General features: G+C 39.2%; 10 protein-coding genes. 9 read left to right on the plus strand and 1 reads right to left on the minus strand.

The window, feature by feature from the left end; all coding sequences use genetic code 11:
- The first annotated feature begins 142 nt into the window (after positions 1–142).
- The 6 genes from ACM0OY_RS20415 (at position 143) to ACM0OY_RS20440 (ending at position 8,390) form a co-directional block, all read left to right on the plus strand.
- Complete coding sequence (locus tag ACM0OY_RS20415; RefSeq protein ID WP_414570677.1) at positions 143–2,773, plus strand: DNA polymerase III subunit alpha; 2,631 nt, start codon at positions 143–145, stop codon at positions 2,771–2,773.
- Between the two features lie 508 nt (positions 2,774–3,281).
- Complete coding sequence (locus ACM0OY_RS20420; RefSeq protein ID WP_414570678.1) at positions 3,282–3,932, plus strand: glycosyltransferase family 2 protein; 651 nt, start codon at positions 3,282–3,284, stop codon at positions 3,930–3,932.
- 139 nt (positions 3,933–4,071) lie between these two features.
- Positions 4,072–5,214, plus strand: coding sequence for a glycosyltransferase (locus tag ACM0OY_RS20425; RefSeq protein ID WP_414570679.1), 1,143 nt, complete (start codon positions 4,072–4,074; stop codon positions 5,212–5,214).
- Between the two features lie 69 nt (positions 5,215–5,283).
- Positions 5,284–6,612 (plus strand): ABC transporter substrate-binding protein, encoded by a 1,329-nt coding sequence (locus ACM0OY_RS20430; protein ID WP_414570680.1) that lies wholly within the window; start codon positions 5,284–5,286, stop codon positions 6,610–6,612.
- The gene (locus tag ACM0OY_RS20435; protein WP_414570681.1) at positions 6,609–7,508 is read left to right on the plus strand and encodes a S66 peptidase family protein; all 900 of its coding nucleotides are present in this window, start codon (positions 6,609–6,611) and stop codon (positions 7,506–7,508) included. Before ACM0OY_RS20430 ends, ACM0OY_RS20435 begins: the two co-directional genes overlap by 4 nt.
- Before the next feature lie 78 nt (positions 7,509–7,586).
- Positions 7,587–8,390: an FkbM family methyltransferase gene (locus tag ACM0OY_RS20440; RefSeq protein WP_414570682.1), complete on the plus strand. Its 804-nt coding sequence runs from the start codon at positions 7,587–7,589 to the stop codon at positions 8,388–8,390.
- 83 nt (positions 8,391–8,473) lie between these two features.
- Here ACM0OY_RS20440 and ACM0OY_RS20445 read toward each other — a convergent pair whose 3' ends face one another.
- Positions 8,474–9,214: a hypothetical protein gene (locus tag ACM0OY_RS20445; protein ID WP_414570683.1), complete on the minus strand. Its 741-nt coding sequence runs from the start codon at positions 9,212–9,214 to the stop codon at positions 8,474–8,476.
- A gap of 288 nt (positions 9,215–9,502) precedes the next feature.
- On the opposite strand from ACM0OY_RS20445, the gene hemE reads away from it, so the two are divergent.
- The 3 genes from hemE (at position 9,503) to ACM0OY_RS20460 (ending at position 11,922) form a co-directional block, all read left to right on the plus strand.
- Positions 9,503–10,564 (plus strand): uroporphyrinogen decarboxylase, encoded by a 1,062-nt coding sequence (hemE, locus tag ACM0OY_RS20450; RefSeq protein WP_414570684.1) that lies wholly within the window; start codon positions 9,503–9,505, stop codon positions 10,562–10,564.
- A 261-nt stretch (positions 10,565–10,825) separates the two neighbouring features.
- Entirely contained in the window at positions 10,826–11,764 is a 939-nt protein-coding gene (locus ACM0OY_RS20455) for an NAD-dependent epimerase/dehydratase family protein (RefSeq protein WP_414570685.1), read from the plus strand.
- Positions 11,761–11,922 carry an isoprenylcysteine carboxylmethyltransferase family protein gene (locus ACM0OY_RS20460; protein ID WP_414570686.1) on the plus strand — a complete coding sequence of 54 codons (162 nt, stop codon included), beginning with the start codon at positions 11,761–11,763 and terminating at the stop codon, positions 11,920–11,922. Before ACM0OY_RS20455 ends, ACM0OY_RS20460 begins: the two co-directional genes overlap by 4 nt.
- Positions 11,923–11,941: the final 19 nt, after the last annotated feature.

Here is an 11,941-nt window from a genome sequence, read left to right on the forward strand (position 1 = left end):
ACTTGTGGCAGTGGCAAATCCGGAAAAACAAAAGCTTTATTTTGGGGTAAAAACTGCTAATCTAAGATCCCGTTGCTTTGTAAAATTCGGCTCGAAAGGGTAGCCCCTGAGAGATATTTTTGGCTTGTGCTTGGAGACGCTTATGTCCTTTGTGCCTTTGCATATTCACAGTGACTACAGTTTGCTTGATGGAGCAAGTCAGCTACCAGAGTTGGTGGAAAGAGCGATCGCATTGGGGATGAAAGCGATCGCCCTTACCGATCATGGTGTCATGTATGGCGCAGTTGAATTGATTAAAATTTGCCGTAGTCAAAACATTAAGCCGATTATCGGCAATGAAATGTATGTGATTAACGGCGATATTGAAAAACAAGAACGGCGTCCCAAATATCATCAAGTTGTTTTAGCTAAAAATACTAAAGGTTACAAAAATTTAGTCAAATTAACTACAATTTCTCACCTCAAAGGTGTTCAAGGCAAAGGAATTTTTTCTCGTCCTTGTATTAATAAAGATTTACTCAAAGAATATCATGAAGGCTTGATTGTCACCAGCGCTTGTTTAGGCGGAGAAATTCCCCAAGCAATTCTCAGTAATAGACCAGATGCAGCACGGAAAGTTGCTCAGTGGTATAAAGATGTATTTGGTGATGATTATTATTTAGAAATTCAAGACCACGGCTCCCAAGAAGACCGGATTGTAAATGTTGAAATAGTTAAAATTGCGCGAGAGCTAGGTATTAAATTTATTGCGACCAATGATTCACATTTTATTTCTTGTTTTGACGTTGAAGCACACGACGCTTTGCTATGTATTCAGACTGGCAAATTAATTATTGAAGATAAACGGATGCGTTATAGCGGCACAGAATATCTCAAATCTGGTGAAGAGATGAAGCAGCTATTTCGTGACCATTTACCAGATGATGTGATTGAGGAAGGTGTAGCCACTACTGAAGAAGTTGCCGATAAAGTCGAGCCTTACCATATTATGGGTGAGCCTCAAATTCCTACTCCGCCAATTCCCTCTGGTCATACTGCTGACACTTACGCTGAAGATGTTGCTTGGAAAGGACTTTTAGAAAGATTAAATCGCAAATCCCGCAATGAAGTCGATTCCGTCTATAAAGAAAGATTGGAATACGAACTGAAAATGATTCAGCAGATGGGTTTTTCCAAATACTTTTTAGTTGTATGGGACTACATCAAATTTGCCAGAGATAATAATATTCCTGTTGGACCTGGACGCGGTTCTGCGGCTGGTTCGTTAGTTGCTTATGCGATGCGAATCACTAACATTGACCCCGTACATCATGGGCTATTATTCGAGCGGTTTTTGAACCCCGAACGGAAATCCATGCCTGATATTGATACGGATTTCTGTATTGAACAACGCGATAAAGTAATTGATTACGTAACTGAGAAATATGGTGCAGATAGAGTTGCCCAAATTATTACCTTTAACCGCTTAACTTCTAAAGCAGTTTTGAAAGATGTCGCCAGAGTATTAAATATTCCTTATGGTGAAGCCGACAAAATGGCGAAATTAATTCCTGTGGTGCGGGGAAAACCAACTAAACTCAAGGTGATGATTTCGGACCAAACTCCAGAACCAGAGTTTAAAGAAAAATATGATAAAGAACCGCACGTTCGCCATTGGATTGATATGGCGATGCGAATTGAAGGAACTAACAAAACCTTTGGTGTCCATGCAGCAGGTGTGGTGATTTCGGATGAGCCACTGGATGAAATTGTACCGCTACAAAAGAATAATGATGGTTCCGTGATTACTCAGTATTTCATGGAAGATCTGGAATCAATGGGTTTGTTGAAAATGGATTTTCTGGGTTTACGCAATTTGACCCTGATTCAAAAAACCCTTGATTTAATTGAAGAAACCAAAGGATATCGTGTCGATCCAGATGAAATTACCAACCAAGAAAGAAAAGCACAAAAGATATTAGCTAAAGGCGAACATAGCAACCTACCAAAAGATGTGCAAAAAACTTATGAACTATTAGAAGCAGGTGAGTTAGAAGGAATATTTCAATTAGAATCTTCTGGGATGCGTCAAATAGTTCGAGATTTAAAGCCTTCTAATATAGAAGATATTTCTTCAATTTTGGCACTTTATCGACCAGGGCCATTAGATGCGGGACTGATTCCTAAATTTATTAACCGCAAACACGGTCGAGAAAATATTGATTATGAACACAGCATTTTAGAACCAATATTAGACGAAACTTATGGAATCATGGTTTATCAAGAGCAAATCATGAAAATTGCTCAAGATATGGCTGGATATTCCTTAGGTCAAGCTGACTTGCTACGTCGGGCGATGGGTAAAAAGAAAGTTTCCGAGATGCAAAAGCAGCGAGAAAAATTCGTCGATGGTGCGGCAAAAAATGGTGTGAAAAAACAAGTAGCTGATGAATTATTCGAGCAAATGTTGAAGTTTGCTGAATATTGTTTGAGTTATGAAACAGAAATTTTGACCGTAGAATATGGATTTTTGCCGATTGGGGAGATTGTAGAAAAAAGTATTGAATGTAGTGTGTACAGCGTTGATAATAATGGAAATGTTTATAGTCAACCTATCGCACAATGGCACGATCGCGGACAGCAAGAAGTGTTTGAATATTGTTTAGAAGACGGTTCGGTGATTCGAGCAACAAAAGACCATAAATTTATGACTACTGATGGTCAAATGTTGCCCATCGATGAAATATTTGAACGCGAATTAGATTTGATGCAGGTCGAGGGTTTGCCCAATTGAGATGAGGGAGTGAGAGAGACGCGGGGACGCAAAGATTAATGCCCAATTAAGCTGGTTCATGACAAACAGCTTTTATGCGATATCTGTCAGGATCGATTACAAAAGCGGCATAATAATTCGGGTAATAATTTGGGCGTAATCCTGGTTTACCATCATCTTTAGCTCCTGAGGCGATCGCTTATTCATAAAAAGCAATTTAGGATTAATTCTACTTTCGTCTGTAGGTGCAAGTGTAAGTTTAAATAATAAATTGAGATATTTTTATCAGTACTGCATATTTTAAACTAATACCAAATTTTTTTAATAGGAGTTATCTAGCGAGGTAAGACGAAAACTGCTGGAATAAGTACTAAGCGATCGCTTGGATGATTTGAGCATTCCCATTGGCTCTGATTTTGGTATATTAAGTATCGAGCAATGACAAAATAGCCTCATAACCAAATAATGATGCTATTTTTATACCTTAAAACACGTAGTCTTTTAGTTACAAAAGTTACAAACTTATATTATGAGTCCCATAATCTTTGATATCATTCCTGAAATATCAATTATCCTTTGTACTTACAACAGAGCAAAATATCTCAATCAGTGTATTGATAGTGTTATTAATCAAACTTTTAAGGATTGGGAACTGATTGTAGTTGATGATGGTAGCCAAGACAATAGTTTTGAAATTATTAATCCTTATATTGAAGAATACAACAATATTCGTTATTTAAAACACCGCAATAAGAAGCAGTGTTATGCTAAAAACGCTGGAATTCAGGCGTCTTTTGGCAGATATATCACATTCATTGACAGCGACGACACTTATAAACCATATCATTTGGAGTCGCGTATTGAATATATGAAAGCTCATCCAGAAATTGACTTGATTGAAGGGGGATTTGCAACTGAAGAAGAAATTTGGCTAGCAGATTATTATAATCCTGGTCAAAAAATTAATCTCCGAGAATGTATTTTAGGTCCAACATTCTTTGGTCCAAGACATGTCTTTTTTAAATTACAAGGATTTAAGCATTTTGTTTATGGAGAAGATACAGACTTTTGGGCACGGGCAGAAAAAATCTTCCGAACTCAAAAAATAACCCAACCAGAAACCTACCTTTATACAAGAGCAGAAACTAGCGTGACTAAAAATTTTTCAGAGTTGAGTTAAGGGGAGCGCTTACACTGTACTAGTGCATCAATAAAAATTATTTTTTTAAATTAACTTTAATAACCTAGTAAAATTGATTTTGTCTAGGACTCTAAAAAGTGTAAATCTACCTGTAACCATGCATATTTGTCACATAATTATGAATAATATTGGAGGAGCGGCTAGAACTGCCGATTCCCTAATATCCTGCCAAGTAAAGGATGGTTATAAGGTTTCTACTGTGGTGCTAACATATTTAGATTCATTATGGACAGTAGACTTTAAAGCTGCCGAACAAGTGATTATCATGAAAGTCGCAGGTTCTCAATTTTCTATCGGAGGAACAATACACCAAATATCGATAGCTAAACAACTCAGTCAGATTATTACTAACGAGAAACCTGATATTCTTATTTGTCACACTGCATTTGTTACCAAACTGTATTATATTTCTAAATTTTTCCCTGGAAGTTTATCTATTCCATACATCAGCTACATTCACACTGATTACATTGCTGAATCACAGGTTAAAGTCAAAACTGACTCAATTAAAGCAGCTGTTCAACAGTTATGCATAAATATTCATAGTCTGATCAACCTAACCGCCATTAAGCAAGCCAGTGGACTAGTTTTTGTTTGCAAGACTCTTTATGAAAGATTTTTAAAACTTGGATTGAATCATCGCCGAATAGCAATATCTTACAATCCAGCAATACCCGATCCAAATAATCTACCTCTCGACTCCACAGCTAAGTCTTGGTTAAATAATTCTCAGTTAATTACCTTTGTCTGTGCAGCGAGATTTCATCATCAAAAAGACCATAAAACTTTACTCAAGGCATTTGCTAAAGCTAGTGAAACTTACTCAAATATTCGGCTGATTTTGCTAGGAGACGGTGATTTAGAAACGGATATCCAAGCTTTAGCAGATTCTTTGGGTATTCGTGATATTGTTCTCTTTGCAGGATCTGTCTCCAATCCTAGAGCTTACTTTTCACTGTCTAGAGCAGTTATACTTGCCTCTCATTATGAAGGATTTGGCATGGTGATTGTAGAAGCAGTAGCTAGTGGGGTAACTTTTATTTCTAGCGACTGTCCAGTTGGACCTCGTGAGATTTCGGAAGTACTTAAATGTGGAACTCTAGTACCACCAAGTGATGTAAATGCATTAGCATCAGCAATTATTGAACATGTGAAAACTCCTCAGGAAAAAATCGATCGCTCTGATGAAATTGAAAGGCTTTTTAGCGAATCTAGCTGTGCAAAAAATTTAGAACTTTTGATGCAGCAAATTATTTATTAATAAGTATAATTAAGTAGTATTTTTTCTATTTTGTGCTATGTAGACTGTATTTTTAATTAAATGCTTCGTATGAATACTAGTTATTTAAGATCCCAAATCAGAAAATTTACCCATCATTGGCTCAATTCTTGTTGGCGAGTTTCACTTATAGGACTTGTTGTTAGTTTAGGTCTAATATTTTTATCTGGTTGTCAGGGAATAAGACACAAAAACGATGGGGTAATTCATCTAACGCTATGGCAAGCAGTTAATCCTCCATCACATCGAGAGATTTTTCAAAAACTAGTAGATAGATTTAATCAGACTCATCCTAATATTCAGGTGGAGTCGATCTTCCAGCCCGATCCTCAATTACCAAAAATATTAACGTCTGTTGTTGCTAATGTGCCTCCAGATATCCTGTCATTCCAGCCAGAATATACAGGTCAATTTATGGAACTAGGAGCAATTCGACCTTTAGAAGAATGGTTGGAAAAATCGCCGTTGAAGTCAGATATTAGACCTAATCTTTTAGAAGCAATGGAGTTAAATGGTCATATTTGGTCAGTACCAATGCAGACCAGTAATGTTGCGATTTTCTATCGTCCTAAGCTTTTTGAAGCTGCCAGAATCAGAGAATTACCCAAGACTTGGGAAGAATTGAGGCAAGCTGCCAAAAAATTGACTATAGACCGTAATGGCGATCGCCGGCCAGAACAGTATGGCATATTACTACCGTTAGGAAAAGGAGGATGGACTGTCTTTAGTTGGTTTCCCTTTTTATTTAGTGCTGGGGGAGAGATTGTTACCAATAATCGTCCAAATTTAATGAATCCCGGAGCGATCGCCGCCTTACAATTCTGGCAAGACATGATTAAAGATGGTTCAGTAATGCTTTCTGCCCCAGAACGAGGTTATGAAGAGGACGCTTTTATTGCTGGTCGTGTTGCGATGCAGATTACAGGCCCTTGGACATTAATCATGAAGTCTCAGGTGGATCATCAAGTATTGCCCATACCCGCAGGAGTGAAACCTGCTACGGCCACAGGTACAGGAAATTTATATGTGATGAAAACTACACCAGCAAGAGAACAGGCGGCACTCAAATTTTTAGAGTACATTTTAAGTGAAGAATTCCAAACAGAATGGAGTATAAAAACGGGTTTTTTACCAGTTACCTTGACATCGGCTCAAAGCAAAGCTTATCAGCAATTTATCAATGAAAAACCAGAGTTAAAAGTGTTTTTCGATCAAATGCCTGTGGCATACTCTCAACCAGGTATTGCTGGATATAGTCGTCTTGCTGACAGTCTTGGTCGAGCTATTGAGGCGACATTGCTCGGTGAGTCTCCTAAAACAGCACTTGAAAAAGCCCAAGCAAACCTGGACTCAATTTGGGATTCCTTACAACCTAGATGAAATCTAAAATCCTGCCAGTACCCCTCAAACCTGGTGACTTGCTACGAGTCATTGCTCCTAGTGGTGCTTTACGAGAATTTGAGGCATTTGAGCGAAGTATAGAAATTTGGCGATCGCGTGGCTACGAAGTTAAAGTCAGCCCCAAAATAGATGATAAATGGGGATATTTAGCCAGCACCGATGAAAACCGCCGCAACCAGCTAGCAGCAGCATGGCAAGATCCAGATTGTCGCGGTATCCTCTGCGCCAGAGGTGGTTTCGGTAGCACCCGCATCTTAGAAAATTGGCATTGGCAAGAAAATTCAGGACTTCCCAAGTGGTTGATTGGCTTTTCTGATATCACTGCTCTGTTGTGGAGCCTTTATAACGTGGGCATTTCCGGCGTTCATGGCCCTGTGCTGACAACTCTTAGTGATGAGCCAGATTGGTCAATGGAGCGATTGTTTAATTGGGTAGAAGGTCGTCCCATCGCCCCTATTAAAGGTTGTGGTTGGGGTGGTGGGATTGTAACTGGCATTTTGTTACCAGGAAACTTGACAGTAGCAACTCATCTTTTAAGTACACCAATCCAACCAAATTTTGATGGTGTGATTTTGGCACTGGAGGATGTCACAGAAGCACCCTACCGCATCGACAGAATGCTGACACAGTGGCGTTTAAGTAGTGCTTTAGCAAAAGTTCGCGGCATTGCTTTGGGTGGTTTTACTCGGTGTGAAGCCCCGCCAAACGTGCCTAGCTTTAGCGTCGAAGAAGTATTGCGCGATCGCTTTGGTGATTTGGGGATTCCTGTAGTCTCTGATTTACCTTTTGGTCACCATAGCCCCAATGCAGCCTTACCAGTGGGTGTAAAAGCAACTTTGGACGGGGACGCGGGGACATTGGCGATCGATGATTAATAAGTCTCACACCATAGCAATGTTTAAAACTTGCTTGGGAAAACTTTGCAAACACAGAACTAAAAAACAAAGGAATTTATGGACAAAAATTTAATAATTGATGTTGGGGTTCACACAGGTCAAGATACAGAGTTTTACTTAAAAAAAGGCTTTCGAGTTATTGGTGTCGAAGCCGACCCTCAGATTTGCAAATCAGTGAAAGAGCGACTAAATTATTACATTGAAAATGGTCAGTTTACCCTACTAAATATTGCTGTATCAACCAAAGATGAGCCAATCACCTTTTATACTAATTCAGACAGAACTTTTTGGGGTACAACTTCACTAGATAGGGTTAATAAGTCAGAAGTTTTATTTAATACACCTTTCGTTGAAATAACTGTAGAAGGATGCCGATTTGAAAAAATATTGGAACAGTTTGGCATTCCCTACTATCTCAAAGTTGATATTGAAGGTACTGAGATATTGTGTGTAAATGCATTAAAACACTTTGAAACTAAACCGCAATTCATCTCTATAGAATCAACAAAAAGTTCTTGGAATGCGTTGCTTAATGAGTTCGCGGTGTTTAAAGAACTTGGTTATCATAAATTTAAAGCCATCAATCAAGCAGAAGTCACAAAACAAGTTTGTCCCTCACCAGCACGAGAAGGTCAGTATATTCCATATCAATTTGAGTATGGCGCTAGCGGACTTTTTGGAGAAGAAACTCCAGGTAATTGGCTTTCGGAGAGTGAAATAATTAAGCTCTACAAAGGCATTTTTTGGAACTATAAAACACTTGGAATAAATGGAATTATTTCTAGATTACCTGGTGGAAAGATGTTGCTAGATACGCTCAATATCAAGGAACCCTGGTATGATACCCATGCTAGTTTATAGTTGAAGAATTCAAGAGTCAAAAGCCAGAATTTTTTGTCTCACGCCCAGGCGTAAAGAATAAAAGACTTTTGCAAGAGGTCTAGTTATGAAGAAATTCCACTTTGACGAGGTGAATTTCTTTTCAAGGTACACAAGCCAATTGCTGGTATAGCTCCCAGAATGATTGCTGTAAATCCTTGTCCACTCCAATACAAGATAAAATTACGGTTTGTTTCGGGAATTAAATTTTGTATAAGAAAAAGCAACCAAACCGAAATAGTAATTAGTAAGAAAGAAATAGAAGGTAAAAAATTCCACCACCAAGCGCTTGCTGTATATCTTCTTAATACCAGCCATTGGCAAATGCCTAGCCAAATACCAGAAATTACATAAGCGATCGCAGATAGAGATCCCAAAATCAAAGTCTGTTCAGGAGATAAAGTTTCATTGAACGATGAGGCAATGGATGAAATATAGTTAATCCAAGCTGTAGAAACACCGTTGGCAATTAACCAACCAACACTAGTAGCAAATATCCATTGCCAACCAGATAAATATCGGTAAAGGACAAGGGCTTGGTCGGCGGCAAAAATCAGCGCAAACACAAGGTTGCTGAGACATCTAACCACAATGGTCCAGATTTGCGGCTCTAGGGATAGATTTTGCAGAATAAGTTTCTCTAAAGCGATACTGGCAACGCCACCGACAACCCATCCGATGAGGGTCATTAAGGTAAACTGAAAAAAGAACTTCTGTCGCTGCGATCGCGGAATCAAAAACTTTCCTGGGTTAGGCTCGTTATTAGCAGATGTAAAGCGATCGGGACTGTTGGAGTCAGATTGCATAAGAGGTTAGGGAGTAGGGAGTAGGGAGTAGGGAGTGGGGGATGAGGGAGATGAGGGAGAAATAATCAATGCCCCATGACGCCACTTGCTTTAAGTCGGCAGAGCCGCCCAACGCAGTGGCTCCCCAATGCCCTATGCCCAATTAAATATTGATTCCTGTTTTATCCTATTTCCCAGTCCCCAGTCCCTAGTCCCCAGTCCCCAGTCCCCTTTTATTCTGAAAAAGCGTAATCCCGGAATGATAAGCTAAACAGTGGCATAAAAAAGTGACTTAGGATGAAGTGATAAATGGGTGTTTCGTTAACAACTCCTCATCTCTTACGGGCTGCTCGTGGTGAAGTAGTAGATCGTCCCCCTGTATGGATGATGCGACAAGCGGGACGATATATGAAAGCATATCGAGACTTAAGAGAAAAGTATCCTTCGTTTCGCGATCGCTCGGAAATTCCAGAAGTGGCAATTGAAGTTTCCTTGCAACCCTGGAGAGCATTTCAGCCAGATGGAGTAATTTTATTTTCTGATATTGTCACCCCATTACCTGGTTTGGGCATTGACATGGATATTGCCGAAGGTAAAGGGCCAATCATTTACTCCCCTCTCCGCACTCAAGAACAAATTGATAACCTGCATCCCCTAGAGCCAGAAGCAGCTCTACCTTTTATCAAAACAATTTTGCAGGCGCTACGCTCTGAAGTAGGCGATAAATCAACGGTGTTGGGCTTTGTGGGTGCGCCGTGGACTTTAGCAGCTTACGCGGTGGAAGGAAAAGGTTCTAAAACCTATTCCATCATCAAAAACATGGCATTTTCTGACCCGACGATATTGCATCAATTGTTAACAAAATTAGCAGATGCGATCGCCATCTATGCCCGCTATCAAATTGACTCTGGTGCCCAAGTGGTGCAAATGTTCGATTCTTGGGCGGGTCAATTAAGCCCCCAAGATTATGACACCTTTGCTCTGCCTTATCAGCAAAGAGTTTTCCAGCAAATCAAGCAAACCCACCCCGATACACCGTTGATTTTGCTAGTTAGCGGTAGTGCAGGCGTGTTGGAAAGAATGGGCAAATCTGGTGCAGATATCGTCACTGTAGACTGGGCAGTGGATATGGCAGATGCACGGGCAAGATTGGGCAAACAAATCAAAGTCCAAGGAAATCTTGACCCAGGCGTGCTATTTGGCTCTAAAGAGTTTATCCGCGATCGCATTTATGATACCGTTCGCAAAGCTGGCAATTGGGGTCACATTCTCAATCTCGGTCACGGTGTCTTACCAGAAACTCCAGAAGAAAATGTCGCTTTCTTCTTTGAAACTGCAAAGCAACTGAATCTGGCAGGAGTTAAAGGTTAGGAGTTATGAGTTATGAGTTAGGAGTTAGGAGTACAGACGCGATGAATCGCGTCTGTACAACAGTTATTAAGTTATAAAGTATTAACTTATCAGTTGCGAGGTGTAAAGTTATTTTTTACTCTTAACTCCTCACTCCTCACTCCTCATTCCTAACTTTATTTTTAACTCCTCACTCCTAACTTCCCTTTTAACTCCTGATTCGGAACTTTTAACTTTATTCTTAACTCTTAATTCCTAACTCCTAACTTTTATAAATTCTTTATGAGCCAGAAACGGATTTTAGTGACTGGTGCAAGTGGTTGTGTAGGTCATTACATAACAGAAGCCTTAATTCAAGAAACAGATTACGAACTGTTTCTGCTAGTTAGAAACCCCACTAAACTGCAAATTGATACTCAGGTACGTCCAGGAATAAATGTTTTGCAAGGCGATATGCAAAATATTAGCCAATTTGCTGATTTGCTATCAACAATTGATACAGCAGTACTCACTGCCACAGCTTGGGGTGGAGAGCAGACATTTGATATTAATGTCAACAAAACTATCGAGTTAATGAAGCTGCTAGATCCAAATAAATGCCAACAGGTAATTTATTTTTCCACAGCTAGCGTTTTGGATAGCCACAATCAACCATTAAAAGAAGCAGGAGAAATCGGTACAGATTATATCCGTTCTAAATATGAATGCTTACATCAAAAAGAAAAATTAGAAATAGCACCCAAAATTAGCACAGTTTTTCCAACTATAGTTTTGGGTGGTGATGCTAATAAACCCTATTCTGCTGTCACATCTGGGATTACAGAAGTTACTAAATATATTCATTTGATTCGCTTTCTTGATGCAGATGGTAGTTTTCATTTTATCCACGGACGAGACATTGCCACTGTAGTGGAATATTTAATAGATCATCCTCCTCAAAAGGATGAACCACGTCAGTTTGTTTTAGGTCAAGCAAAATTAACTGCTAACCAAGCAGTGGAAGAAGTTTGTGCTTATTTTGGCAAAAAGATTTACTTTCGCATTCCCGTATCTATAGCTTTAGCAAATTTGATTATTGTTTTGTTCCGTATTCGGATGGCCGCTTGGGATAGATTCTGCATGAATTATCGGCATTTTACTTATGAAAATGCGATTAATCCTAGCAGTTTTGGCTTGTCAAATTACTGTGCAACTATGAGTGATGTTTTGAAATTAAGTTGAGGCTTAGTCAGGTCGCTATCAAAACTTTAGGAAAATTCTTTGACCGTCTGACGATTAAATCAGATTATCAGTTAGTTACTGACGGTATCTACGGTTTAATTAGACATCCCATTTACACAAGTTATAGCAGAAGGCAGAAGGCAGGAGGCAGGAGGTAAAAGTATTACTATTCCCAAT

The organism is Nostoc sp. CCY 9925 (assembly GCF_963920935.1).
Classification (GTDB): Bacteria; Cyanobacteriota; Cyanobacteriia; order Cyanobacteriales; family Nostocaceae; genus Nostoc.

Coding starts and splice junctions, on each gene's coding strand:
- ACM0OY_RS20415 (WP_414570677.1), top strand. CDS start 143: ATGTCCTTTGTGCCTTTGCATATTCACAGTGACTACAGTTTGCTTGAT.
- ACM0OY_RS20420 (WP_414570678.1), top strand. CDS start 3,282: ATGAGTCCCATAATCTTTGATATCATTCCTGAAATATCAATTATCCTT.
- ACM0OY_RS20425 (WP_414570679.1), top strand. CDS start 4,072: ATGAATAATATTGGAGGAGCGGCTAGAACTGCCGATTCCCTAATATCC.
- ACM0OY_RS20430 (WP_414570680.1), top strand. CDS start 5,284: ATGAATACTAGTTATTTAAGATCCCAAATCAGAAAATTTACCCATCAT.
- ACM0OY_RS20435 (WP_414570681.1), top strand. CDS start 6,609: ATGAAATCTAAAATCCTGCCAGTACCCCTCAAACCTGGTGACTTGCTA.
- ACM0OY_RS20440 (WP_414570682.1), top strand. CDS start 7,587: ATGGACAAAAATTTAATAATTGATGTTGGGGTTCACACAGGTCAAGAT.
- ACM0OY_RS20445 (WP_414570683.1), bottom strand. CDS start 9,214: ATGCAATCTGACTCCAACAGTCCCGATCGCTTTACATCTGCTAATAAC.
- hemE (WP_414570684.1), top strand. CDS start 9,503: ATGGGTGTTTCGTTAACAACTCCTCATCTCTTACGGGCTGCTCGTGGT.
- ACM0OY_RS20455 (WP_414570685.1), top strand. CDS start 10,826: ATGAGCCAGAAACGGATTTTAGTGACTGGTGCAAGTGGTTGTGTAGGT.